General features: G+C 72.3%; 21 protein-coding genes. 12 read left to right on the forward strand and 9 right to left on the reverse strand.

What is annotated here, in order from left to right; all coding sequences use genetic code 11:
- The first annotated feature begins 94 nt into the window (after positions 1-94).
- Positions 95-916: an NAD(P)H-binding protein gene (locus tag HD601_RS12170; protein ID WP_184822201.1), complete on the forward strand. Its 822-nt coding sequence runs from the start codon at positions 95-97 to the stop codon at positions 914-916.
- 38 nt (positions 917-954) lie between these two features.
- Positions 955-1,440: an anthrone oxygenase family protein gene (locus HD601_RS12175; protein ID WP_184822203.1), complete on the forward strand. Its 486-nt coding sequence runs from the start codon at positions 955-957 to the stop codon at positions 1,438-1,440.
- A 13-nt stretch (positions 1,441-1,453) separates the two neighbouring features.
- Here the strand turns inward: HD601_RS12175 and HD601_RS12180 are convergent, their stop codons facing one another.
- Positions 1,454-2,419 (reverse strand): NAD-dependent epimerase/dehydratase family protein, encoded by a 966-nt coding sequence (locus HD601_RS12180; protein ID WP_184822205.1) that lies wholly within the window; start codon positions 2,417-2,419, stop codon positions 1,454-1,456.
- Positions 2,420-2,464: 45 nt separating this feature from the next.
- On the opposite strand from HD601_RS12180, the gene HD601_RS12185 reads away from it, so the two are divergent.
- Both HD601_RS12185 and HD601_RS12190 read left to right on the forward strand, forming a co-directional pair.
- Positions 2,465-3,394 (forward strand): dihydrodipicolinate synthase family protein, encoded by a 930-nt coding sequence (locus HD601_RS12185; RefSeq protein WP_184822207.1) that lies wholly within the window; start codon positions 2,465-2,467, stop codon positions 3,392-3,394.
- 22 nt (positions 3,395-3,416) lie between these two features.
- Positions 3,417-4,427, forward strand: coding sequence for a helix-turn-helix transcriptional regulator (locus tag HD601_RS12190; protein WP_184822209.1), 1,011 nt, complete (start codon positions 3,417-3,419; stop codon positions 4,425-4,427).
- Positions 4,428-4,775: 348 nt separating this feature from the next.
- Here HD601_RS12190 and HD601_RS12195 read toward each other — a convergent pair whose 3' ends face one another.
- From HD601_RS12195 to HD601_RS12205, 3 genes are all read right to left on the reverse strand, one after another.
- Positions 4,776-8,525, reverse strand: coding sequence for a S8 family peptidase (locus tag HD601_RS12195; RefSeq protein ID WP_184822211.1), 3,750 nt, complete (start codon positions 8,523-8,525; stop codon positions 4,776-4,778).
- A 130-nt stretch (positions 8,526-8,655) separates the two neighbouring features.
- Positions 8,656-9,420: an ABC transporter permease gene (locus HD601_RS12200; protein ID WP_343076499.1), complete on the reverse strand. Its 765-nt coding sequence runs from the start codon at positions 9,418-9,420 to the stop codon at positions 8,656-8,658.
- A gap of 77 nt (positions 9,421-9,497) precedes the next feature.
- A complete protein-coding gene (locus tag HD601_RS12205) occupies positions 9,498-10,460 on the reverse strand; it encodes an ATP-binding cassette domain-containing protein (RefSeq protein ID WP_184822214.1) in 963 nt (320 codons plus the stop codon).
- Between the two features lie 84 nt (positions 10,461-10,544).
- Between HD601_RS12205 and HD601_RS12210 the strand changes: the two genes are divergently transcribed.
- Genes HD601_RS12210 through HD601_RS12225 form a run of 4 tightly spaced genes read left to right on the forward strand, consistent with a single transcriptional unit; the run spans position 10,545 to position 13,724 of the window.
- A complete protein-coding gene (locus HD601_RS12210; RefSeq protein WP_343076403.1) occupies positions 10,545-11,198 on the forward strand; it encodes an RNA polymerase sigma factor in 654 nt (217 codons plus the stop codon).
- The gene (locus HD601_RS12215) at positions 11,195-11,458 is read left to right on the forward strand and encodes a zf-HC2 domain-containing protein (RefSeq protein ID WP_221440879.1); all 264 of its coding nucleotides are present in this window, start codon (positions 11,195-11,197) and stop codon (positions 11,456-11,458) included. The genes HD601_RS12210 and HD601_RS12215 overlap by 4 nt, the downstream gene beginning before the upstream one ends.
- 39 nt (positions 11,459-11,497) lie before the next feature.
- Positions 11,498-12,766, forward strand: a complete 1,269-nt coding sequence (locus tag HD601_RS12220) for an MFS transporter (RefSeq protein ID WP_184822216.1) — start codon at positions 11,498-11,500, stop codon at positions 12,764-12,766.
- Between the two features lie 49 nt (positions 12,767-12,815).
- Positions 12,816-13,724, forward strand: coding sequence for a hypothetical protein (locus tag HD601_RS12225; protein WP_184822218.1), 909 nt, complete (start codon positions 12,816-12,818; stop codon positions 13,722-13,724).
- Positions 13,725-14,122: 398 nt separating this feature from the next.
- Here the strand turns inward: HD601_RS12225 and HD601_RS12230 are convergent, their stop codons facing one another.
- Genes HD601_RS12230 through HD601_RS12250 form a run of 5 tightly spaced genes read right to left on the reverse strand, consistent with a single transcriptional unit; the run spans position 14,123 to position 19,807 of the window.
- Positions 14,123-14,812 (reverse strand): class I SAM-dependent methyltransferase, encoded by a 690-nt coding sequence (locus HD601_RS12230; protein ID WP_184822220.1) that lies wholly within the window; start codon positions 14,810-14,812, stop codon positions 14,123-14,125.
- A 42-nt stretch (positions 14,813-14,854) separates the two neighbouring features.
- Positions 14,855-15,865, reverse strand: coding sequence for a substrate-binding domain-containing protein (locus HD601_RS12235; protein ID WP_184822223.1), 1,011 nt, complete (start codon positions 15,863-15,865; stop codon positions 14,855-14,857).
- Positions 15,866-15,918: 53 nt separating this feature from the next.
- Positions 15,919-16,923, reverse strand: a complete 1,005-nt coding sequence (locus HD601_RS12240) for an ABC transporter permease (RefSeq protein WP_184822224.1) — start codon at positions 16,921-16,923, stop codon at positions 15,919-15,921.
- Complete coding sequence (locus HD601_RS12245; RefSeq protein WP_184822226.1) at positions 16,920-18,407, reverse strand: ATP-binding cassette domain-containing protein; 1,488 nt, start codon at positions 18,405-18,407, stop codon at positions 16,920-16,922. The genes HD601_RS12240 and HD601_RS12245 overlap by 4 nt, the downstream gene beginning before the upstream one ends.
- On the reverse strand, positions 18,404-19,807 hold the full coding sequence (locus HD601_RS12250; RefSeq protein WP_184822228.1) for an aldehyde dehydrogenase family protein: 1,404 nt from the start codon (positions 19,805-19,807) through the stop codon (positions 18,404-18,406). Before HD601_RS12250 ends, HD601_RS12245 begins: the two co-directional genes overlap by 4 nt.
- Before the next feature lie 162 nt (positions 19,808-19,969).
- Between HD601_RS12250 and HD601_RS12255 the strand changes: the two genes are divergently transcribed.
- The 4 genes from HD601_RS12255 (at position 19,970) to HD601_RS12270 (ending at position 25,595) form a co-directional block, all read left to right on the forward strand.
- Positions 19,970-21,184 (forward strand): sugar ABC transporter substrate-binding protein, encoded by a 1,215-nt coding sequence (locus tag HD601_RS12255; RefSeq protein ID WP_184822230.1) that lies wholly within the window; start codon positions 19,970-19,972, stop codon positions 21,182-21,184.
- A gap of 125 nt (positions 21,185-21,309) precedes the next feature.
- The gene (locus tag HD601_RS12260) at positions 21,310-23,520 is read left to right on the forward strand and encodes a COG1361 family protein (RefSeq protein ID WP_184822232.1); all 2,211 of its coding nucleotides are present in this window, start codon (positions 21,310-21,312) and stop codon (positions 23,518-23,520) included.
- 132 nt (positions 23,521-23,652) lie between these two features.
- On the forward strand, positions 23,653-24,600 hold the full coding sequence (locus tag HD601_RS12265) for an FKBP-type peptidyl-prolyl cis-trans isomerase (RefSeq protein ID WP_184822234.1): 948 nt from the start codon (positions 23,653-23,655) through the stop codon (positions 24,598-24,600).
- 14 nt (positions 24,601-24,614) lie between these two features.
- Entirely contained in the window at positions 24,615-25,595 is a 981-nt protein-coding gene (locus HD601_RS12270; protein ID WP_184822236.1) for an FKBP-type peptidyl-prolyl cis-trans isomerase, read from the forward strand.
- Positions 25,596-25,598: the final 3 nt, after the last annotated feature.

Raw genomic sequence — 25,598 nt, forward strand, 5'->3', positions numbered from 1 at the left:
GGGCATGAACGACGGTTCAGCAGTCATAGATCCGCCGGATCGGTGCTGCTTCACTGGACGTCAGGTCAACACCAACGACACCAGGGAGCACACCATGAACGCCACCACCCTCGTCATCGGCGGCAAGGGCAAGACCGGCGGCCGGATCGTCGAGCGACTGACGGCCAGCGGCGCCGACGTCCGTATCGGGTCGCGGTCGTCCGCGATCCCGTTCGACTGGGCCGACCGCTCGACCTGGCCGGCCGCGCTGGCCGGGGCCCGCCGGGTCTACATCTCGTACTACCCCGACATCATCGTGCCGGGCGCCCTCGACGCGATCGCCGCGCTGATCGAGGCGGCCCGCACGGCCGGCGTCGAGCGGCTGGTCCTGCTGTCCGGCCGCGGCGAGGAGGCCGCGCAGGCCGCCGAGCGGCTCGTGCAGGCATCCGGGCTTGAGTGGACGATCGTCCGCTGTGCCTGGTTCAACCAGAACTTCGACGAGGGCTACCTGCTCGACCCGATCCTCGCCGGCGAGGTCGTGCTGCCGGCCGGCGACATGCCGGAGCCGTTCCTCGACACCGACGACATCGCCGACGTCGCCGTGGCGGCGCTGGCGGAGGACAGCCACGTCGGCGAGGTGTACGAGCTGACCGGGCCGCGGCTGATGACGTTCGCCGAGACGGTCGCCGAGATCTCCAAGGCCACCGGCCGCGAGATCGCCTACGTCCCCGTCTCGCTGGACGACTACAAGGCGGCGATGGCGGCCGAGGACGTGCCGGCGGACATCGCCTGGCTGATCGGCTCGCTCTTCGCCGAGCTGCACAAGGGCCGCAACGCGCACCTGAGCGACGGCGTCCAGCGGGCCCTGGGCCGCGAGCCCAAGGACTTCGCCGACTACGCCCGCGACGCCGCCGCCCGCGGCGTGTGGGACGCCTGACCACCCCCGTCAGCCCGAGACGAACGAAGGAGCCGGCCATGTCGGACAGCCTCGAGACCATCGCCACCGTCGTCATGATCACCGGCAGTGCCCTCCTGGCGGGCATCACGTTCTTCTACTCCAACACCCTGATGCCGGCCTTGGCGCAGCGCCCGGTCACTGAGGCGATCGCCCTGATCCAGAGGACCAACGTCGTGATCCTCAACCCGGTCTTCGGACTGGTGTTCGGCGGGAGCTCGCTGCTCTCGCTCGGCCTGACCGTCAGCACGCTCTTCCGGCTGGACCGGCCGGCGTCGGGCCTGCTGCTGGCCGCGTCCATCGTGTACTTCGTCGGCATGTTCGTCGTGACCATGGCCGCAAACGTCCCGCTCAACGACGAGCTGGCCGCCGTCGACCCGGAGAGCGCGGCCGGGGCGGAGGTCTGGGAGCGCTACCGAACCCGCTGGATCCCCTGGAACAACGTCCGGGTCCTCAGCTCGACGGCGTCGGTGGTGCTGTTCGCCCTGTACCTCATCCGGCGCTGAACCCGGCGCTGAATCAGGCACTGAGCTCGACGTCGAGCTCGCCGTTGCGTGCGAGCCACTCGACCGCCTCGCGGACCGCCTCCTCCGGGGCGTACCGCGGGGCGTAGCCGAGCGTCCGGGCCGCCTTGTCGATCGACGCGAACTGGCTGCGCGACAGGTGGTCCCAGCTCTGCTCCGCGTACGGCTCGGGGGTGCGCGACCGGAACTCGTCCCAGTTCACGAACTCCAGCGCCGCCTCGCGCCCGAACCAGGAGGCCGCGTACCCGGCGAACCCGCGCACCGTCATCGCCGAGGCCGCCGTGACGTGGAACGCCTGCCCGGCCGCGGCGTCGCGCTGCGAGATCGCCAGCTCGAAGCCCTGCGCCACGTCGTCGGCATGAACGTGGTGCATCAGCTCGGCGCCGATGCCCGGGACGGCGAGCGGCGCGCCCGAGGCCAGTGTCGTCCACACCGACGGGTCGAGGTTGCCGAGCGGGCCGATCGGGTGCCAGCCCGGCCCGCTGATGTGTCCCGGGTGCAGCGACGTCGTCACCAGCCCGCCGCGCGCGGTCTCGTCGAGCAGCAGCCGTGCGATGGCCGCCTTCTGCACGCCGTACTCGCCGAACGGCACCGTCCGGCTGTCCTCGTGCAGCGGGATCGACAGGCTCGGCCCGTGCATCCAGATGGACCCGCAGTGCACCAGGTGCGCCACCCGGCCCCGCAGCCCTTCGACCAGCCGGCGCGCGGACTCCTCGGTGAAGCAGACCATGTCGACGACGACCTCCGGCTCGAGGTCGGCGATCCGGCCGGGGAACGTGCCGGCGGCATCCTCGGCCTCCCGGTCGACCACCAGCTGCTGAACGGACGCCCAGGCCGGGTGCTCCGTGTACGGACGGCGGGTGCCGCGGCTGAGGACCACCACCTCGTGTCCCGCGGCCACCAGCCGAGGGATCAGGTACGTGCCGACATGACCGGTTCCGCCGATGACCACGATGCGCATGGGGGCATCATGGCGTGCCGGCGCGCCGACCGTAAGGTCGTGCCCATGAAGGCGCTGCGGGCGGTCGATGTCAGGGGCGTGTGGGGGACGGTGCTGCTGCCGATCGACGACGGCGGCAGCATCGGCTGGGAGCGGCTGGCCGCGCAGGTCGAGACGCTGGTCGCCAGCGGCGTCGACGGCGTGTACGCGCACGGGACGGCGGGAGAGTTCCACGCGCTCACCGAGGACGAGTTCGACCGGGTCAACGACGTGCTCGCCACCCGCTGTGAACGAGCGGGGCTGCCGTTCCAGCTCGGGGCGTCGCACCCGGCCACGCCGGTGATGATGGACCGGATCCGCCGGGCCACGGCGCTGGAGCCGGGTGCGATCCAGGTGATCCTGCCCGACTGGGTGCCGCTGAACGACGACGAGGTCGTGCGGTTCCTCGCGGGTGCGGCCGAGGCCGCCGGGCCGGTGCCACTGATCCTCTACAACCCGCCGCACGCCAAGACGCACGTCAGGCCGGAGCTGCTCGCCCGCGCCGCCGGAGCCACGCCGTCGCTCATCGGGGTGAAGATGGCCGGCGGCGACGAGGACTGGTACACCGCGATGACCGAGTCGGTCGGCGACCTGTCCATCTTCGTGCCCGGTCACTTGCTGGCCACGGGGATCGCCCGCGGCGCGCACGGCAGTTACTCCAACGTGGCCGCGATGTCGCCGCGCGGCGCCGTCGCCTGGTACCGGCTCATGACGACCGACCCGGAGGACGCGCTCGACCTCGAGGCGCGCATCGCCGAGTTCTTCCGCCGCCACATCGCCCCGCTGCAGGCCGCCGGCTTGTCCAACCCGGCGCTGGACAAGTTCCTCGCGACCGTCGGCGACTGGGCCGACATCGGCACACGGCTGCGCTGGCCCGCGTCGTCCGCGCCGGACGCCGCCGTCGCACCGGCCCGGGCCGACGCCCATCGCCTGCTGCCGGAGCTGTTCCCGGCCTGACCCGAGCGGCTACCTTGGCGAGATGCTGGAAGCCGCGGGCGTCACCGCCGTCGAGGAGCAGGTGTACGGCGCCCTCGTCGACTCGCCCGCCGACACCGCGGCCGCCATCGCGACCCGGCTCGGGCTCTCGCTCGACGAGACCCTCGCCGTCCTGCTGTCGCTCGAGGCCAAAGGGCTGATGAGCCGGACGGCCGACCGCACGCCCCGGTTCCTCGCCACGCCACCCGACATCGCCATCGAGCCGCTGATCCTGCAGCGTCAGGCCGAGCTGCACGAGACCAGGCGGGCGGTCGACGAGCTGCTGCGCCGCTACCGCGCCAGCCGCCGCCCGCGCGAGGCCGCCGAGCTGGTCGAGGTGGTCGTCGGCCGGCCGGCGGTCGCGCAGCGGTTCCAGCAGTTGCAGCGCCGGGCCGAGCGAGAGGTGCTGGTGCTGGTCAAGCCGCCGTTCGCGATCCCGCACGAGGCCAACGACACCGAGCTGGACCTGCTCGCGCGGGGCGTCACCGCCCGCGCGGTCTACGAGCGCTCCGTGCTGGAGTCCGACGGCGGCAGCGCGGCCATCGCGCGGTACGTCGCCGCCGGCGAGCAGGCCCGGGTGGTCGACGAGCTGCCGGTGAAGTTCGCGCTCATCGACGGGTCCGAGGCGTTCGTGCCGCTGACCCCGGACGACCCCGAGACAGAGCCGACGTTCATGGTCGTGCACCGCAGCGGCCTGCTGGCGGCGCTGATCGCGCTGTTCGAGTCGCTCTGGGAGCGGGCGTTCGACCTGTCGGCGCTGACGGTGCGCAGCCCGGACGGCCGCCCCTCACCACTGCCGCCGGCCGACGCCCAGCTGATCTCGCTGCTGCTGGCCGGCCTGACCGACAAGGCGATCGCCGGCCAGCTCGGCCTGAGCATCCGCACCGTCCACCGCCGCATCAGCGCGCTGCTCGAACGGGCCCAGGTGTCGACCCGCATGCAGCTGGGCTGGCACGCTGCCCAGCACGGCTGGCTCGACGGCTATGGCCCGGCCGGCCCCCGCGGCGCGGATTAGCCCGCGCCACTGCCGGACGTGGGCGGCGGTTTCGCCGCGCTCGCGTCGGGTCCGGTCCCCGCCCGCTTGGGAGGGCGCCCACCCTACGGGCGGGCACTGACAGCGCCCGCCGAAAATCGGCGACAGAGTAGGCGCCGAGCGTGGTCGCTCACGGAATGGTTGGCGGTCTGGTGGGGCCATGGCACCACCGAACCGCCAACCATCCCCGCCGCCGCGGGCGGCGGACAGGGTGGCGGACAGGGGTGTGGCGGACTCGCCGCGGCTCGCGCTGGACCTGGACCCCGCCCGGTCGGGTGGGAGGCCCACCCTACGGGCGGGCACCGACAACCGACAGCGACAACCGGCGCCTCAGCGCAGTCCGTAGGCCCGCACGACCGTCTGCTCCAGCCGGTTGCCGTCGCCGTCCCAGGCCTCGACCCGCAGGCTCACGGCATCGGCGCCTCGCACCGGGTCGAGCATCGCGGTGTACGTCGCGCCGCGGCGGGTGACCCGTGCGGGCTGCCAGCTGACGCCGTCGTCGTAGGAGGTCCAGAGCCGCAGCCCGCCACCGTCCACCGGCTGCGCGACGGCCTGGCGGTGGACGGTCAGCTCGACCCGAGTGCGGGCACGAGAGCTCACCGTCCCGGCGGCGTCGAACGGCACCGAGTAGTCGACCTGCAGCAGCGGCAGCATGGCCCGCTCACCGCCAGAGGGCCGCGACGACGTGAACGTCCAGGCCGTGCGGGTCGACGTGGAGCGCTCCCACCACGGCGCGTCGCGATCGACGTCCAGCTCCAGCCGGTAGGTCGCATCGCCCGACGCAGCGGGCCACGTCCCGTACACCGCGTCGCGCTGCGCCACCAGCGTGCCGTCGCGGTACAGCCGGGCCGCCGTCGTGTCGTACGCGGTCTCGTCGCCGTTGCGGTCGCTGCCGTCGAGGAACGAGCGCACGAGGACGGTGAACTGGTCGGCCTCGCGGAAGCCGGGCATGCCGAACTGGCCGTAGTGGTCGGTGTCGAGCGGCACGCCGGGACGCACCACCGGGCCGAACCAGGACCGCGGGTCGGACTCCCCGGCCGCATAGGTCCGCTCGCCCTCGATCATGCCGCCCACCAGCAGCCGCTCCGCCCAGACGAACTGCTGCCAGCGGGTGTCGCCGGGCGAGACCCACTCGTCGCGGTGCGACGGCAGCGGCATCTCGCGCGGGCTGCGGATCGAGTAGTTGTCGTAGGGCCGGAACGCGTGCCGCGCCTCGTTGCCCAGGTGCTCCGGGCCGGTCGCGACGTACGTGGTGTCGAGCTCGGCGAGGTCGCGCGGGCGCACCCGGTACTCCATGGACGCCGGGATGTGGCCGGCCTCGGCCTGCATGAGGTCGTACAGATACGGGCTGACGGCGACGCCGTCGAACCGCGCCGCGACGGTGTCGCCGGCGGCGAGCCGGTCGAGGATCGCGGCGCCGTCGGCCTGCGAGATGGTCACCGACGGGATCGGCGACCCCGTCCCGACGCGCTCCAGCAGCCAGCCGGGCCGGTCGTGGTGGACGATGACCGCCGAGGCACCCGCCGCGGCCGCGGCGGCGACCTGATCACTCACGCTGGTCCCGTCGGAGCGGCGGATCAGCGCCACCGTGCCGGAGAGGGAACGGCCCGCCAGCTCGGCGGGGGTCCCGGTGCCGGCATCGGCGACGGGGTACGTGTGCCGCCCGTCGATCCTGGGCGAGCCGATGGCGTACTCGGTCTCGACATCGTCGGACCCGACGCGCAGCGACAGCTCCGGCGCGAACAGCTCCCACAGGCTGCTGAACTCGAACGTTCCCCGCTCGACCGGTTCGGTCGGGGTGGCGTAGGCGACGTCGATGTACTCGTCGAGCATGTACTTGAGGTTGAACATGTGCTGCTCGGAGCTGCGGTACCAGCCGAGCGTCAGGCCCTGGTGCTCCGTCGGCTCCGGGGTGTCGACGGCGACCCGCGTGGCCGTGCGGCCGTCGAGCACGATGCGGGTGTCCTCGGTCAGCTCGAGCTCGGTCCGGCCGAGGAAGGTCACCTCGCGGGCCTGCTCGCCGGACTCGTCCGGCGTGAACACGATGCCGAGCAGGCTGTACGTGCCCGGCGCCACGCGGAACACCACCGGCTGGCTGCCGCCGCCCTTGCTGCCGAAGAACCCGGTGCCCCACCAGTCGGTGTCGAGGTTCCAGAGCTCCGCCGAGCTGGTGCCGGCCGCGGGCGCGCCGGAGTGGTCGAGGCCCTCGATGGTCACCTCGATGGTGCGCGGCTCCTTGGCGACGCCGACGACGGTGTGCACGACGGTGCCGCCGTCGGCCGAGCGGGCGGTGATGCGGCCGCCGTAGACCGCGGGGTCGCCGAGATTCGGGTCGAGGGTCACGTCGACGGTGGCCGAGCCGCCGGCCGGGACCGTCACCGACGGGCTGCTCAGCGTGAGCATGCCGGCCGGCGCCGGCGCCCCGGTGCCGCCCGCCGTCAGGGTGGCGTCGACGGCCAGCGTGATCGGGGCGTCGCCGTCGTTGGCGTAGGTGATCGTTCGGGTGACCTGCGGGTCCGTGCCGTCGTGCGGCCAGTCGTAGGTGCCGAGGTTCAGCGCCGCGGTGTCGGCGAACGTGGTCTGGGTGACGGCGCGGGCGGCGTCGAGGCGGCCGGCGCCCTGCTCGTGGACGGTGTAGTCGTCGAGCTGCCGGGCCGACTGCATGAGCGCCCGCTTCAGCTCGTCCGCCGACCAGTCCGGGTGGCGCTGCAGCAGGAGCGCGGCCGCGCCGGAGACGTGCGGCGTCGCCATCGAGGTGCCGTTCAGGCTGGTGTAGTGGGCGTCGACGGGCTCACCGAGCGAGGTGCCGGCCGCACGGGCCGCGACGATCGCCACGCCCGGCGCGGTGATCTCCGGCTTGATCGCGTTGTCGCGGAATCGCGGGCCGCGGCTGGAGAACCCGGCCAGCACGTCGGACTTGTCGACGGCGCCTACGCTCAGTGCCGCGTCGGCCACGCCCGGAGCCCGCACGCTGGTCGCGCCCGGCCCCTCGTTGCCGGCGGCCGCCACGAACAGCGTCCCGCTGTCCGCCGTCAGGTCGTTGACCGCCTGGCTGAGCGGGTCGGTGCCGTCGGTGACCTCGCTGGACAGGCTCATGCTGACGATGTCGGCGCCCTGCGCGACCGCCCACTCCATGCCGTCGATGAGCCAGGAGTTCTGACCGGTGCCGTCGTCGCCGATGACCTTGCCGACCAGCAGGTCCGCGCCGGGAGCGACCCCGCGGCGGGCGCCGTCCGAGGCCGCGCCCGTGCCGGCGACCGTGGCCGCGACGTGCGTGCCGTGGCCGTTGACGTCCTGGACGCTGGTGCCGGAGAAGTCCGCGGCCTGCGTCACCCGGCCGGCGAGGTCCGGGTGCGCGGGGTCGTAGCCGGTGTCGAGGACCGCGACGGTGACGCCGGTGCCGTCGTACCCGGCCGCCCACGCCGCCGGCGCGCCGATCTGCGGCACGCTCTCGGACAGCGTGGGCCGGACCCGGGCGTCGAGCCAGACCTTCTCGATCGGCGCGGCCGCCGCCCGGCCCGCGTCACCGGCGCTCGGGAGGTCGGCGGTGATGTCGCGCCAGAACGCCGCGAGTCCGTCGGCCGGTGCCGCGACGGCGAGGGCGCCGACGCTCTCGAGGGTGGCGGTGACGACGGCGTGCGCGGGAGCGGGCGGGGCGGACCGGGAAGCGGCGCCGGCCGCGTACGTCACGATCAGCGGCAGCGTGTCGCCGTCGTACCCCTGCGCGATCAGGCCGGTGACGTTGAACAGCTCGCGGTCCAGCGAGCCGGCGGCGAGGTACGGCTCGGCCTCGGCCGGGATGGCGTAGAGGCCCTCAGGGCGCTCGACCACCTTGAGGTTCGCCCGGACGGCGTCGGGTGCGGGCAGGGCGGTGACGGCGTGCCGGCCGTCGCCCATGGTGTCGACCCGCAGCCGGTGCCCGGTGACCAGCGTGACCGTCGACGTGGCCATGACGCCGTCCGCCGCGGGACGGGGGAGCCCGGCGGCGGACGGCGCCGGACTGGAGGCGCCCGGCACACCCGCGCCGACGATCAGCACTCCGGCGACGCAGGTGGCGAGCAGGGTGAGGGACCGGCGCATGGGACCTCCCGGGCACAGGCGCCGATATCGGCGCAGATGCCCCGGAGCCTAGGGGCCGCCCACCCCACCCGCCGAGAGGTCAGCGGTGGCCGATGGCCGCCATGTCAGAAACCCGCCACGCCCACCCCGCTCACACGCGCCGCCGCAGCGCCCACACCGACAGCGGCGCGAACACGAGCGCGATGCCGGCCGCCCAGAGCAGCGACTGGACGGCCGGGGTGGTGGCCGACGCGACGTACCACTCGGTGCCGGCGGTGTCGTCGCCCACCATGAGCGCCCGGCAGGCGTCGGACAGGATGGTGACCGGGTTGGCGTCGACGACGGGCTGCAGCCAACTGGGCATGGTGTTGGTCGGGACGAACACGTTGCTCACGAACGTCACCGGGAACAGTGCGGTGAACCCGAACAGCTGCACCTTCTCGGGGTCCTTCGCCAGCACGCCCACCAGCACCGACACCCACGAGAACGCCAGCGCGAACACCAGCATGAGCCCCACGGCGGCCAGCAGCGACCAGATGTCGGTGCCGATGCGGAAGCCCAGCAGCATGCCGATGGCCAGCAGCAGGAAGATCGACCACGCCTGCTTGACCTGGTCGGCGATGATGCGCCCGGCCATGGGCGCCCAGCGCGCGATGGGCAGCGAGCGCAGCCGGTCGAAGACGCCCTTGGTGAGGTCGATGTTCAGGCCGGTGCCGACATACATGGTGATGAACAGCATGTTCATGACGATGATGCCGGGCAGCGCGAACGTGAGGTAGTCGCCGGTGGTGCCCGCGATGGCGCCGCCGAACACGTACGTGAACAGCAGCACGAACATGATCGGCTGGATGCTGAAGTCGCCCAGCTCCCACGGGTTGTGCCGGACCTGCACGATGGTGCGCCAGGCCAGCGTCATGGTCTGCCGGATGCCCTCGCCCACGCCGACGCGCGGGCTCAGCTCGGCCGGTGCGGGGCGGGCCGCGGTGGCGGTGCTCATGCCGGCCTCCCTTCGGACTCGGTCTCGTCCTCGACCGGTCGCCCGGTGAGCGAGAGGAACACCTCGTTGAGGCTGGCGCCGCGCAGCGTCAGCTCGGTGACCAGCACGCCGGCGTCGTCGAGGCGCCGGACCACCGCGGGCAGGACGGCGGGGTCGGTGACCTGTGCGGTGACCCGGACGCCGTCGAGCTCGGGCGTGGCCCGGGTGAGGTCCTCGACCACGCCGACCACGACCGGGAGGTGCGCGTCGTCCTCGGGCCGGACGACCAGCGTCTGGGTGCCGGTCTTGGCCTTGAGCTCGTCGGGCGTGCCGGCCGCGATGACCCGGCCGTGGTCGATGACGGTGATCTCGTCGGCCAGCGCGTCGGCCTCGTCGAGGTACTGCGTGGTCAGCAGCACCGTGACACCGCCGGACACCAGCCGGCGGATGCGCGTCCACAGCTCGTCGCGGGCGCGTGGGTCGAGGCCGGTGGTGGGCTCGTCGAGGAACAGGATGGACGGGCGCCCCACCAGGCTGGCGGCGAGGTCGAGGCGCCGGCGCATGCCGCCGGAGTAGGTCTTGGCCGCGCGGTCGGCGGCGTCGGTGAGGTCGAAGTCGGACAGCAGCTCGCGCGCCCGGGCCTTGGCGTCGGGCTTCGGCATGCCCAGCAATCGCCCGATGAGCAGCAGGTTCTCGGTGCCGGTGAGCATCTCGTCGACGGCGGCGTACTGGCCGGTGAGGCCGACGAGCTGGCGCACCTGGTGGGCCTGGCGGACGACGTCGCAGCCGCCGACGGTGGCATGGCCGTCGTCGGGGCGCAGCAGGGTGGCGAAGATGCGGACGGCGGTGGTCTTGCCGGCGCCGTTGGGCCCGAGCAGCCCGAGCACCGTGCCCGAGCGCACCGCGAGGCTGACGCCGTCGAGCGCGGTGGTCTCGCCGAAGCGCTTGACGAGACCGTCGGCCTGGATGGCGTGGTCCATGGGGAACCTCCTTGTTCCGCCTGGCAAGTGACCAGCATGCCGTGCCGGACCGACAATGTCGGTGGCCGATGCGATGCTGATCCGGTGCCGCCCTCCGAGCTGCCGCCCGACGACCAGCTCGCCGGCCTCCTCCTGGCCGGCGACGAGGCGGCGTTCGCCCAGGTGGTCGACGCGTGGTCGCCGGGCATGGTGCGCCTGGCCCGGGTCTACGTGTCCACCGAGGACTCCGCCGCCGAGGTGGTGCAGGAGGCCTGGCTCGCCGTCGTCCGCGGCATCGCCACGTTCGCCGGCCGGTCCTCGCTGCGCACTTGGGTCTACCGCATCGTCGCCAACACCGCGCAGCGCCGCGGCGGCCGCGAGGCGCGCTCGGTCCCGGCCAGCAGCCTGGGCGCCGGCGACGGCGGCGGCGACGCCCAGGGTCCCACCGTCGACCCCGCCCGGTTCGCCCCGCCCGGTCATCCGCACGCCGGGCACTGGCAGCGGCCGCCGTCGCCGTGGCCCGAGCAGGCGCTGCTCGCGGCCGAGGTGCGGGCCCAGGTGGCCGCAGCCGTCGCCGGGCTGCCGGCCCGCCAGCGGGTCGTCATCACCCTGCGCGACGTGCACGGTTACGACTCCGACGAGGTGTGTTCGATACTGGAGATCTCGGCGGCCAACCAGCGGGTGCTGCTGCACCGGGCCCGGGCCGCGGTCCGGAGCTGCCTGGAGCGGTACCTCGCCGACGGAGAGGAGGCGTCGTGACCGAGTCGCTGAACGACCCCGTCGACCACCTCGCCTGCACCGAGCTGGTCGAACTGGTCACCGCGTTCCTCGAGGGCGACCTCGACCCCGCGACGGAGCGGCGCGTGGTCGACCACATCTCGCTCTGCGACGGCTGCGAGCTCTACGTCGACCAGGTGCGCCAGACCACCGACGTGCTGGCCGGGCTGTCCGGCGGCGCGCCGCTGTCGCCCGCCGACCGCGACCGGCTGCTGGCGGCGTTCCGAGATTCCTCCGCCTGACGGCGTAACGTCCGGCGGCCCCGCTGACACTGCACGGGCATGCCGACACCACCGACTGGTCACACCGCGTTGCGCCGCCGCCTGCGTCCGCTGCAGGTGGCCGTCGCCCTGCAGGCCATCCTGCTGTGGGTGCCGATCGAGAAGCTGTTCCTCGACGAGATCGGCTTCGACCCGATGACGATCGGCATCATGACCGCCGTCTATGCCGCCATGGTGCCGCTGATCGAGATCCCGTCCGGCGTGCTGGCCGACCGGTGGAGCCGGCGGTCCGTGCTGCTGGTCGGCACCGCCGGGCTGGCGGGCGCGGCGCTGCTGGGCGGCCTGAGCACGGGCGTCCCGCTGTACCTGGTGAGTGCGATGTCGCTCGGCGTCTACTTCGCGATGTCGACCGGCACGCTCGACGCCGTCGTCTACGACACCGTGCTCGAAGAGACCGGCAGCAGCGACCTGTTCGAGCGCACGGTCGGCCGGGTCCGGCTGGTCGAGAGCGTCTCGCTGGTCTCCAGCTCGCTGGCCGGCGGCTGGCTGGCGGGCGTGCTCTCGCTGCGGGCGACCTACTACCTGACGGTCCCGTTCATGGTGCTGGCGGCGCTGGCGCTGCTGTGGTTCCGCGAGCCGCGGCTGCACGAGACCGGCCGGCCGGAGTCGCTGCGCTGCCATCTGGCCCAGACCGCCCGGATCCTCGGCGACCGCGGCCAGGTGCTGCCGATCGTGGCGGCGATCGTGCTGGCCGCCGGCACCACGTCGATGCTGTTCGAGTTCGGGCCGCTCTGGCTGGTCGCGCTGGCCGTGCCGGCGGTCGCGTTCGGGCCCTACTGGGCGGCGCTGACCGCGGCGTTCGGGTTCGCCGGCGTGCTGGCGGGACGGGTCCGGCTGGACTCCCCGCGCGTGACGGCGGCCGCGACGGTGCTGCTGGCGGCGACCGGGCTGGTCCTGACCACGGGCGCCACGGCCGCGCTGATCGTGCCGGCGCAGGTCCTGATGGCGGTGCTGACGATCCTCGCCGGCATCCACCTCTCGAAGCTGCTGCACGACGCGGTGCCCTCGACCGTCCGCTCGGGCGTGGCGTCCGGCGTGAGCGCGCTCTCCTGGATGGCGTTCCTGCCGGTCGCGCTGGTCATGGGCGCGGTGATCGACGGCGGTGGCGTCCGGTCGGCCGGCTGGCTGGTCGTCGCGACCGCGGTCCTGACCGGCGTCCTGCTGGTGGGGCTGGCCCGGCGCTCGACGCGCGGCGGCCGGCCGGCGGTGGTGAGCGCGGCCGTGACGCACGAGTGCGTCAGCGAGCCGGAGCTCGTCGGCGCCCGCTGACGTCCGAAACCTTCAAGCGCCGCACGGCCGGGCGCGGGAGCATGGCGGTATGGATCTCACCGCTGCTTCCGCGTTCATGGCCGGCCACGCCCGTCAGCTGGACCGGCAGAGGCTCGGCCTGCTGATCGGCGACCCGGTGTCGACGGCGACGGGGGCGCTCGCCGCCCTGGCCGGCTACCGCAACGCCGACGGCGGCTTCGGCTGGGGCCTCGAGCCGGACCTGCGCTCCCCGGAGAGCCAGCCGCCGGCCGCGCTGCACGCGTTCGAGGTGCTGGCCGAGACCGGCCCCGGTGACGGCGCCCTGGCCGGCCCGCTCTGTGACTGGCTCGCCGGCGTGACGCTGCCCGACGGCGGGCTGCCGTTCGCGCTGCCGGTGACGGTCCCGGCCGGCACGTCGCACTGGTGGATCGGCGCCGACCCGGCGGAGTCGTCGCTGCAGATCACCAGCGCCGTCGCCGGCCAGGCCCACCGCGCGGCCCGGCTCGACCCCGTCGTCGCCGGCCATCCGTGGCTGGAGCGTGCCACCGACTTCTGCCTGCGCACCATCGCCGCGACCGAGCGGCCGCGCGCCCACGAGCTGATGTTCTCGCTGGTGTTCCTCGACGCCGTCCACGACACCCGGCCCGAGGCGCCAGCGCTGCTCGACCGGCTGGGTGGGCTGGTCCCGTCGGACGGCGGCATCCCCGTCGAGGGCGGCATCGAGGGTGAGGCGATGCACCTGCTCGACCTGTCGCCGGAGCCCGGCCGGCCGCTGCGCACGCTGCTCGACCCGGCCGCCGTCGAGAAGGACCTCGACCGGCTCGAGGCGCTGCAGCAGGACGACGGCGGCTGGGTCGTCGACTTCGACTCGTCGTCGGCGGCCGGGGCACTGGAATGGCGCGGCTACCAGACGGTGTGGGCGGTGCGGACGCTGCTCGCCCACGGCCGCCACCCGGCCGTGCAGCCGGCCTCGAGCTGATCGTGGAGGTTCGGCGGTATCGATCGGGTATTCCGCCCAGCAGTCGCCCGCCTTTTCCAATACCAACTCGGTCTCAGAGCGCGTGTTGGGAAAGTGGTGCGGCGGCGCGCCCGAGTGACGGGGCGGTTCAATCGACACGCCCCTGATCAGTCGTGTCGTGTCGCGCGGGTGAACGGTGTGGGATTGCTGCGCCGACGATGTGAGATCGCCGTCGTGGACGCGACACTGATGCCGCAGGGTTTCCGCAGCAATGCCACAGCGATCGCCGCACGGTGACCCAGAACTGCCCGTCGCCCCACGCACGCGTGCCGTTCGCTCGGCTCACCCACGTCCGGCAGCAGCGCCACACGTTCTGAGGGGGGAGCAGGGGTGGAGGAGAGTGCGGCCGACGGAGGGGGTCAGCGCCTGATGCAGGTGTAGGCGCCGAACAGGCCGCCGTCGTCGTAGGAGACGTCGGCGATGTCGAACCCGGCATGGTCGAGCATCGGCTCGAGCAGCCAGCGGAACGTGCTGTGCTCGGTGCGGACGTGCTCGGCGTAGTCGGCGCCGGTGTAGCCCTGGGCGGGGTCGTCGACACCGCCGGCCACCCAGCCGTCCATGACCTGCTCGGTCGTCGACGACGGGAAGTCGTAGACCAGGTCGCGAAGCCGGAGCACGCCGCCCGGCCGCAGCACCCGCGCGATGCGGTGCAGCGCGACGACCTTCCAGAAGTCCGGCAGCTGGTGCAGCGCGTGCCGTGTGTAGACGGCGTCGGCCGGCGGCCCAGAGTGTGCGTAACCGAGGAAGCCGGCCTGCACGAGCTCGACCGTGACTCCTGCCGCCGCGGCCCGCGACCCCAGGTACGCCAGCATGGCCGGCGACACGTCGACGGCCACCACGCGGTCGAACCGGGCCGCGGCAGGGACGGCGAACTGGCCGGTGCCGGCGCCGAGGTCGACCACCGAGCGCACCCCGTGCGACGCCAGCAGCTCGATGTCCGAGACCGGGTCCGGGTAGCCCTGCTTGCGGTCGAAGCCGGCCACGAACGCGGGGTCGAGGTGTTCCGGGCCGGCGTGGGCGGTCTCGTCGAGCATCCAGGTCGGTGGCATGCGCTCGATCGTCACATGCCACCGACCTGCGGTGCGAGCGGATTACGAGCCGCTGGTGATCTCGTTCAGCCGGTCGATGTGCTCCTGCGCGTTGTCCTGGGTGATCTGCGGGGAGTCGACGACGGTGTCCTTCTCGACGTCCTCGCCGTCCAGGATGTCCAGCGCACGGTCCAGGCCGAGCCGGCCGATCTCGTCGGCGCTGTTCAGGCCGGTGACGACGTAGTTGCCGCCGGTGGCGATGGCCTCCAGTGCCTCCAGCTGCCCGTCAACGCCGGCGAGGACGATCTGGTCGGTCAGGCCGGCGTTCTCGATGGCCCGCTGCGCGCCCAGGCACATGGCGTCGTTCTCGCAGAAGACCGCGGCCATGTCCGGGTGCGACGCGAGCAGGTTCTCCATGACGGTCAGGCCGCCGTCGGAGCCCCAGCCGCCGAAGTCCGGTGCCTCGACGACCTCGAAGGCAGGGTTGCTGCCGATGACCGACGTGAAGCCCTCGGTCCGGGCCAGCCCGATGCTGTTGTCGGCCGGGCCGCCCTTGATGATGCCGACCTTGCCGCCGTCGGGCAGGTACTCGGCGATGAACTCGCCGTCCTGGACGCCGATGCGCTCGTTGTCCGGGCCCAGCCAGCTGGTGTACTCGCCGGTCTGGAACTGCCGGTCGACCAGCACGACGGGGATGCCCGCGGCGCTCAGCGAGTTGAGCACGGCGGGCGCCGACTCCAGCGGGCCGCCGGAGATGATGACGGCGTCGACCCCGCGGCTGATCAGGTCCTCGACGTCGGAGGCGAGCTTGGCGGCGTCGCCGTTGGCGTCGGTGCTGATGGCCTCGACGCCGCGGTCCTCGGCCTGGGCGCGGATGGCGGTGTCCATGCCGTTGAAGTACGGGCCGCCGAGGGTGAAGTTCGCGACGCCGATCGTGTAGTCGCCGCCCTCGCTCGTCTCCTCGCCGCCACCGCCGCCGCTGGTGTCGTCGGAGTCGTCCGAGCCGCCGCAGCCCGCGAGCCCGAGGGCGAGCAGGCCGGCGACCACGGTGGCACCGATCCGGGAAGCCTTCATGTCCGTTGCTCCTGTTCTGGTGGTGTCACGCTGGTGAATGGTGCTGCCGGATCTCAGGCGCGCTCGCCCATCGAGCGGCGCTGGACGATGATCACGGCGATGATGATCAAGCCCTTGAGGACCTGCTGCCAGAAGCTCTGGACGCCGTGCAGGTTCAGCAGGTTGTTGATCAGTGAGAGGACGAGGACGCCGCCGAGCGTCGCCCGCACGGACCCCCGTCCGCCCGCGAGGCTGGCGCCGCCGATGACGCAGGCGGCGATCGCATCGAGCTCGAACGCGACACCGACGCTGGGCTGCGCGATGCCGACCCGGCTGGCGAGGATCACGCCCGCGAGGCCGGCGCAGGTGCCGCTGATGGTGTAGGCCAGCACCAGGTGCTTCTTGACGCTGATGCCGGCCAGCCGCACGGTCTCGCGGTTGCCGCCGATGGCGACGATGGCTCGACCGGCCGGGGTGCGGGTCAGGAAGATCCCGCCGACCAGGAACACGCCGACCATGATCAGCGTGGGCACCGGGATCGGCCCGGCCAGCGCCGTGCCGAGGGTGAAGAAGCCCGGGTCCTCCGGTGCGATCGGCACTTCGGAGTACACGAACGCCAGGCCGCGGATGGTGGTGAGCGCGGCCAGCGTGACGACGAACGGCGCGAGGTCGAACCCGGCGATCAGCAACCCGTTGACGAGGCCGAAGCCCACGCCGGCGAGCACGCCGACGGTGAGCGCCAGCGGGATGGGCAGGTCGGCGACCAGCCCGGCGCTGACGATGCCGGAGAACGCGACCACCGAGCCGACCGAGAGGTCGATGCCGGCGGTGAGGATGACGACGAGCATCCCGTAGGCGAGCAGGCCGACCGTCACCATCTGCCGCAGCAGGTTGGTGAGGTTCTGCTCGGTCAGGAAGTTCTCGGTGGTGACGGCGGCCAGGACCACCAGCAGCACCAGAGCGACGACGAAACCGACGCCGCTGGTGACGTCGCGGCCGCCGACCACGAGCCGAGGCAGCTGCCGCCGGGAGGTCCGGCGGTCGTCCTCGACGGGCGGTGGTGCGGTCTGGGATGTCATGCTGCCTCTCCGATCGAACGCGCGAGCACCTGGTCCTCCGTGGCGCCGGCCGAGTCCAGCTCGCCGGCGATCCGCCCCTCGTGCATGACGAGCACCCGGTCGGTCGCGCCGATGACCTCCGTCAGGTCCGACGAGATCAGCAGGACCGTGCAGCCGGCCCGGGCCAGCTCGTCGACGGTGCGGTAGATGTCGACGCGGGTGGCCATGTCGACACCGCGGGTGGGCTCGTCGAGGATGAGCACCCGCGGCCCGGCCAGCAGCCACTTCGCGAGGATCGCCTTCTGCTGGTTGCCGCCGCTGAGCCGGTCGATGCGCATGCCGGCGCTGTGCGCGGGGCGGATGTCGAAGCGCTCGACCATGCCTGCGACGCGAGCCCCCTGCGCCGGGCGGTCGATGAGCGGTCCGCGCATCGATGCCCGCATGGTGGCCATCGCGATGTTGTCGCGGACGGTCATCGACGCGACGATGCCGGTGCGCTTGCGGTCCTCGGTCACCAGCGCCAAGCCGGAGCGAATGGCCGCGCCGGGTCCGGAGGGCCGCAGGTCCGCGCCGTCCAGCCGCACGCTGCCGCCGTCGGGCCGAGTGTCGCCGAACAGGCAGTGCGCCAGCTCGCTGCGCCCGGCGCCGACCAGGCCGAACAGCCCGACGATCTCGCCGGCCCGCAGCTCGAAGCTGACGTCGCTGAACTCGCCGTCGCGGCTCAGTCCGTGCACCGCGAGGACGGTGTCGCCGGCAGCCGGGCGGCGGTCGGGGTAGATGCGCTCGAGCCGTCGACCGGCCATGAGCGCGATCAGCTCGGACTCGTCGGTCTCGGCCGGGGTGGTCGTGGCGACGACGGTGCCGTCGCGGATGACGACGATCGAGTTCGCCAGCGCCGCCACCTCGGCCAGCCGGTGCGAGATGTAGATGACGATGACGCCGCGCTCCTGCAGCCGGCGGATCAGCGCGAACAGCGAGTCGAGGTCGCCGCCGGCCAGGACCGCCGAAGGCTCGTCGAGCACCAGCACCTTCGGCTCACTGACCAGCGCCTTCGCGATCTCGACCATCTGCTGGCGGGCGACGCTGAGCCGGCCCGCCTTCGTCGTCGCCTTCACCGCGCCAAAGCCGAGCTCGTCGAGCAGCGCCTGCGCCCGCCGGTGCGCGGCGGCCCAGTCGATCAGCCCGGCCCGCTTCGGCAGGCTGCCGATCAGCAGGTTCTCCGTGACCGTCAGCTCCGGCACCAGCGTGAGCTCCTGGTAGACGGTGCGGATGCCGGCCTCGTGCGCGTCGTGCGGCGAGCGCAGGTCGAGGCGGTCGCCGTCGAGCCACAGCTCGCCCTCGGACGCCGGCTGGGCGCCGGCCAGGATCTTGATCAGCGTCGACTTGCCGGCGCCGTTGGCCCCGACGACGGCGAGCACCTCGCCCTTCCCGGCCTCGAGGTCGATGCCGTGCAGGACCTCGACCGGCCCGAAGGACTTGCGGACACCGCGGATCCGGAGCGTCACCCGAACGCCTCCATCACGATCACCGTCTTCTCGCGGGTCAGGTCGCGGACGGTGTGGTGGTAGCCCTCGCGGTGGCCGCCGGTGTCCTTGGTGCCGCCGAACGGCAGATTCTCGGCGCGCAGCGCCGTCGAGCCGTTGATGACCACGCCGCCGACGTCGAGCTGCTTGGCGATGCCGAACGCGCGCGAGACGTCGCGGGTGAAGACGGCCGCCTGCAGGCCGTACGGCGAGGCGTTGGCCATGGCGACCGCCTCGGCCGGGTCGGTGAACCCCACGACCGGCGCGACCGGGCCGAAGATCTCCTCGGCCAGCGCCGGGCTGCTCGCCGGCACGTCGGTGAGCACGGCGGGGGTGTAGAACGCGCCGTCGCGCACGCCGCCCACCGTGAGCCGGGCGCCGTCGTCGATGAGCTGCTTGACGGCGCCCTCGACGGCCTGTGCCGCGGACTCGGCGATGAGCGGGCCGACCTCGGTCGTGCGCTGCAGCTGGTCGCCGACGGTGAGCGCGGCGGCCTTCGCGGTCAGCGACTCGACGAACTCGTCGTGCACCGACGCGTCGACGTAGACGCGCTTCACCGCACAGCAGATCTGGCCGTTGCCGCGGGCGAGCCGGCCGAGCACGACGGCGTCGGTGGCGGCGTCGAGGTCGGCGTCGGCGCAGACGATGAGCGCGTCGTTGCCGCCCAGCTCGAGCAGCACCTTCTTGAAGGTGCCGGCGCCCCGGCGGCCGATCTCGCGGCCGGCGACGGTGCTGCCGGTGAGGCCGATGGCGGCGATGCCGGGGTGGTCGGCGAGCTGCTGCGAGACCGGGACGCCGCCGGTGACCAGCTGGTGCGCGAACTCCGGCGCGCCGGCCTCGGCGAACAGCTCGTGCACGCGCAGCAGCGAGAGCGGGCAGCGCAGCGGCGGCTGGACGACGACGGCGTTGCCCGCGGCCAGCGCCCCGGCCGCCTTGTGCGCGTAGAGCTCGACGGGGTAGTTGAACGGGACGATCGCGGCGACGACGCCGAGCGGCTCGCGGACGGTGACCGCGAGGTGGTGCTCCAGCCCGGGCACGGCGTCGAGCGGGTACTGGGTGCCGAACAGCCGCGTGGCCTCGCCGGCGCTGCCGCGGAAGATGCGGACGGCCGCGTCGACCTCGCCCTCGGTCTGCTCGATCGGCTTGCCGTTCTCGGCGGCCAGCAGGGCGGCCAGCGAGTCGCGCTCGGCCTCGAGGCGGGCGGCGACGTCGAGCAGCAGCGCGGCGCGGGCGTGCGCGGGAAGAGCGGCCATGGCGGCCTGCCCGGCCGCGGCGTTCGCGATGACCGCGTCGACCTCGGCGGCCGTCATGAGGGGCAGCCGGCCGAGCACCTCCCCGGTGCCGGGGTTGGTCACGTCGGTGTACGCCGCTTGTTCAGGCATCCCGCAACTTCTCCAGCTTCGTCGATGGCGTCAGGTGCACCCGGCAAGGGCCGGTGACATGTTCGCGATTAGGAACATGGTTCGTATTTCTGGACGGGACGGTACAGCGAGCGTCATGCGCCGTCAAGGTCTCGTCCGGCCACCGGCGGCCACCCGGCGGGCATGGCCGCCCTCTTGACGCTGGACGATGCCGACAATATGGTGGCGTCGCGTATGAGAACGTGGTTCGTATATGGGAACAGGCGAGTATGGGTCTCGTTCCGGGCGGAGCCGCGCCAGGGCCGGGTGGCCCGCCCGATGTCAGAACGCACTTCCCATCACCAGAGAAGGACAGTGACGTCCATGCTGCGGTCGACTCGATCCCTTGTGGCACTGACAGGCGCGACCCTGATCGCACTCGGCCTCGGGGCCTGCCAAGCTGCCGATCAGGCGTCGGAGGTCGAGGAGTCGCAGACGCCGGTCAGCGCGCCCTCGGCCGCCCCGTCCGTCGATGCCTTCCAGGCCGACGGCTTCACGATCGGCATCGCCAACTACTCACTGGCGACTCCCTACCTGGCCGCCTTGAACACGGCCATGGAGGAGCGGGCGGCCGAGGTCGGCATCACCGCCATCAGCACGGACGCGGGCGGCGACTCCGCCCAGCTCGCCGCCGACGTCACCGGCCTGCTGGCCCAGGAGGTCGACGGCATCATCGTCTCGGGCGGTGACCTGGTCAACGCTCCGGGCGTGTCCCTGGCGATGAAGGACTCGCAGGTCTCGCTCGTCTTCGTCGACCGCCTCTTCGACTCCGGCTTCTACAACGCGTGGGTCGGGCCGGACTACGCGACGGTCGGCTGGGACTCGTGCGACTACATCGGCAGCGCGCTCGGCGGCAGGGGCAAGGTCGCCACCATCAAGGGCGGCTCGGCCACTCATCCGATCGGGCTGCTCCTGGACGAGAGCTTCGCGCGATGCTTCGCCGAGACCCTGCCCGAGATGTCGGTGGTCGACTCCGGTGAGTTCGGCGACTGGACCGAGGCGGGCGGCGAGCGTGTCATGAACTCGCTCCTGGCGAGTCACGGCGACATCGTGGCCGTGTTCTGCCAGAACGACGCCATGTGCCTGGGGGCGCAGAAGGCCGCGGCCGACGCGGGACGCTCCGAGGAGATGATCTTCGTCGGCGTGGGCGGAACCCGGCGGGCGTTCGAGGCCATCATGGACGGCTCCAGCTTCAACGCCACGTCCCTGGTCGACCCCGATGAGATCGGCGTCCAGGGCGTCAACCTGATGGCGACCATCTTCAGGCGCGAGGACTTCGCCAGGAACTCCTTCGTGCCTTCGCCGCTGGTCCGGTCGGGAAACGCGACCGAGTACCTCGACGCGACCAGCGATTACTGAGCGCCCACGGAGGCGCGCCACCAAGCCGACAAGCGAAGTCAGTATCCCATCGAATCGACTCAACAGAAGGGATGAGGTCGGCACTAGCTCTTTCGAACGCACCCGAAGGAAAGAGGGTAGAACAAGTGCGAAGAAGACGTGAACTGACCCCAGCGCTGGGGTTGGGGGTGGGGCTGGCGGTCGTCCTGACGCTGACCACAGGCCCGTCGGCTGCGTCGGCCAGCGACAGCGCGGACGGCGGGGCGGATGCCTCCGTCGACGAGACCTTCCGGCCCGGCTGGGAGTTGAAGTACCGCGAGCTGTTCGACGAAGAGGATCTCGACATCGACATGGACGAGATCCCGTGGAAGCTCGACAACTACGAGAACGTCTACGACACGATCAGCGACGACGACGGCGACGCCTACTGGGGCGAGATGGGCATGGGCTTCGGCCAGGCCATCAGGTCGTTCCGGACCTGGGAGAAGACCAAGGAGATCGGTGAGGACAACTGGATCACCGTCGCGCTGACGGGTCGCCAGCAGGACCTCACGTCGGGCAAGAACCAGCCCGAGCGTCCGGGTGTCTTCCACGTCATCAGGCAGCCGGAGACGGGCAACATCGTCGCCGAGCTCAGGTCCGACGACCCGACTGCCGGCGCGATGATCCGCAACACCCGGCCGATGCCCGCCGAGTACCGCATGGAGTACACGGTCACCCGCTACGAGATGGGTGGCGAGCGGTACGACCCGGAGACCGGGGAATGGTCCATGTGGACCGAGCACCCCGGATTCGAGTACGGCGACGACGGCGAGTACAGCATCGCGCCGGGCACCCCGCGGTGGAACGGCTTCACCGTGACCGACGCGCTCGGCCGTGAGAACTGCAAGAACCAGTATCCGTGGCCGGACAGCCAGACCAACGCCTACACCGTTCCGCAGTGCGGCCGCGGTAACTGGAACCCGCTCAACTACGGCGGCGCCGGCTACAACGGACTGCACGCGCTGACGGTCACGGACGTCCAGAACCCGATGCCGCGCAACCTGCACTTCTGGCACTACCACCGCAAGGTGCTGATGGACCAGTTCGCCACCGACCCGGACCGCAACAACAACGGCGCCGTCTGCAACTCCGAGACCGGCACGCTGACGCGGATGCAGGAGACGCACCGCAACGGCGTCAACCCGTGGGTCAGCGGTCGCATGAACGGCTTCAACAGCGCCGGCGGCTACTACGAGGTCGGCCGCATGGCGGGGCAGTCGCAGCGGTTCTTCTCCGACTGCAACAACTCCGTCCCGGACCCCGACCACCCCGGCCGCATGATCTACGAGGACACCACGACCAACGCGCCGCGGGCCATGGCGCAGTCGGACCCGCGGTTCTTCCCGTACATCCCGTACACCTTCGCGGTCGAGCGCTCCGAGCTGGGCTACACGCTCGAGTGGAGCGGCATGTTCCAGGACGTGGGCTGGCACACCTACCGCTACTACCGCCCCTTCATCCTGAACAACAACCCGGTGTGGCGCTACAACGCCTACCCGGGCGACCACTACGACGGCCGCTACAACGGCTACGCGCGGTCGACGACCAACCAGTTCAACCCGGACGGCACGCGGCAGGGGAACTCGACCAAGCGCACGTGGCCGGACATGTGGCACGCCAACTCGGCCTACCCGGACTTCGTGATGATGGGCATCGAGTACACCAACTCGACCGAGGGCTGGCTGCAGTTCGACGACGTCCGCATGTACGAGCCCGCCGACAACCGGCCGGCGGTGTCCATCCTCGGCAAGGGCCGTGTCGACAACTGGCACGGACAGCAGCCGCAGCTCGACATCGAGGTGATCAACCTCGAGGAGACGGTGCCGAACGTCGACATCACGGTGACGACCGACTACGGCACCCAGACGTTCACGAACGTCCGTCCGGACGCGCACCCGAACGCCAGGTTCAAGGTCAACGGGCCGATTCCCGACGGCGTGGCCACGGTGACCGCGACCAAGGGCGATCAGACGCACACGATCGAGGTGCCGTACGAGGGCATCGACTCGCTGCAGCTGACGACCGAGGTGTCGGGCAAGTGCTACGCCGACCGGGCGCGGATGGATTACAAGGTGACCAACACCGATGACGTCGCGGCCGAGGACGTCACCGTCACGACGCCGCAGGGCACGAGGACCTTCCCGTCCATCGCGCCCGGCGCCACGGTGAACGTCTCCATCGGGACCCGTTCCGACACGGTTCCGGAAGGCACGTTCACGGTCGCGGCCACCGCCGGCGGCGACCCGGTCGAGTATCCGTTCACGAAGGACGTGGAGTACCAGTACACGGCTGCTCCATTCGCCTGCGACGACTAGTCGCTCGTCCAAGGCCGTGCCGCCGGGGCAACCCGGCGGCACGGCTCCCCGCCCACGGACGAGAGTGGCCGTGCCGCAGCGGCGGCCACTCTGCCGGAGGTCACGGCACGACCCGACGATGAGGACTGACCCATGCGCCGAACCACCTTGTTCACCGCCGCCTGCGTGACCCTGGCCGGCGTCCTGCTCACCGGGTGTTCCGGGGAGGACGGCGGGGGCGACTCGTCGGCCGTCCCGTCGGCGCTCCCGTCGATCGACGCGGAGGCGGACGCGGCGGCGCTGGCCACGGTGACACAGACGGCGCAACCCGGCACCGCGCCGGTGGTGGACTTCACCCCGCCCCTCAGCGTCACCGGGCCCGTCGCCCGGGTCGTGCAGCCGGGTGCGGGCGCGGTCATCGAGGTGAACCGCGCCGTGGTGGCCGACGTCGTGACCGTCGACGGCTCCGACGGGACCGAGGAGGGCAACACCTATGACGCCGCTCCGCAGATCCTGATGACCGACGAGGCCAACATGCCGGCCGCCCTGCTGGACGTGCTGGTCGGCGCCCAGGTGGGTGCCCGGGTCCTGCTGGCCGCGCCGGTGGCCGAGGACCGGACGACGCTGTGGGCGTTCGAGATCGAGTCCGTGCTGGACGTCCCCGCCCAGGCCGAGGGCACCGAGGCGAGACTGCAACCCGGACTGCCGCTCGTCGACCACGCCGACAGCGGCACGACCGACGTCCAGATGCCGGTGATCGTTCCCTCCGACGGCCCGCCGCCGGAGGAGCTGGTCGTCCAGCCGCTGCTCGTCGGGGCCGGTGCGCCGGTCACGGCCGACTCCAGCCTGGTCGTCCAGGTCACCGGCGCGCTCTGGGACGGCACCCAGTTCCAGAACACCTGGGAGGAGGGCGCCGGGAAGCCCATCGTCCTCAGCGGTGCCATCGAGGGCTGGCGGCAGGGGCTGGTGGGCCAGACCATCGGCAGCCGGGTGATGCTGGTCGTGCCGCCCGAGCTGGCCTACGGGGACGAGGGCCGGGGGGACCTCATCCCCGCCGGGTCGACCCTCGTGTACGTCATCGACATCTTGGCCGGGATCTAGGACGGATGGCACCCATGCGACGACGCGGCTCCGTCACCGCGGCCTGCGCGGCCCTGACCGTTCTCCTGCTGGTGGGGTGTTCCGGGGAGGATCAGGCTGACCCGGCCGCCGACGACCAGCCGGCGACCACCGATCCGTCCGCGCCGGCCGAGCCGTCCCCGCCCGGCCCGCCGGCGTCGGCTCCTCCCGCCGACCACGAGGCCGACGTCGCGGCACTCGAGGGCGTCACGCTGACCGGGAACCCGGGCACCATGCCGTTCTTCAACGTCGAGCCGCCGCTCGCCCTGACCGGAGAGGTCGCCCGGGTGGCCGACGTCGGCACGGGCCCGGCCGTCGAGGCGGGTGACGCCGTGGCGGTCCACGTCGCGTCCTTCAACCCCCAGACCGAGACCATCGAGGCCAGTTCCTACGAGCAGGGCCCCGAGCTGCTCGTGGCCGAACCGGGCGGCCTGCCGGAGGAGCTGCTCGGGGCGATGGTGGGCGCGCCCGTCGGCTCCCGGGTCCTGTTCGGCGCTCCGGTCGACGGCCTGACCACGATCTACTCGTTCGAGATCCTCGGGACCGGACCCGTCTTCGAGCAGGCCGAGGGCACGGCGGTGACACCGCAGTCCGGCCTGCCGGTCCTCACCTTCGCCGCCGACGGCACGCCGGCGATGGCGCCGGCCGAGGGCGATCCGCCGGGCGAGCTGGTGGTGCAGCCGCTGATCACGGGCACGGGCGACCCCGTCACCGCGGACTCCTGGCTGGTCGTGAACTACAGCACCTGGCTGTGGGACGGCACCGAGGTGGTCTCGACCTGGAAGGACGGCCAGACGACGGTCATGCGGCTGTCCGACGCGATCGTCGGCTGGCAGGAGGGGCTGGCGGGGCAGCCGATCGGCAGCCGGGTGCAGCTCGTGGTTCCCCCTGGCAAGGCCTTCGGCGCCGAGGCGACCGACCGGGTCCCCGCGAACTCGACCGTGGTGGTCGTCGTCGACATCCTGGCCGGCATGTGACGG

The sequence above is a fragment of the Jiangella mangrovi genome (assembly GCF_014204975.1).
Classification (GTDB): Bacteria; Actinomycetota; Actinomycetes; order Jiangellales; family Jiangellaceae; genus Jiangella; species Jiangella mangrovi.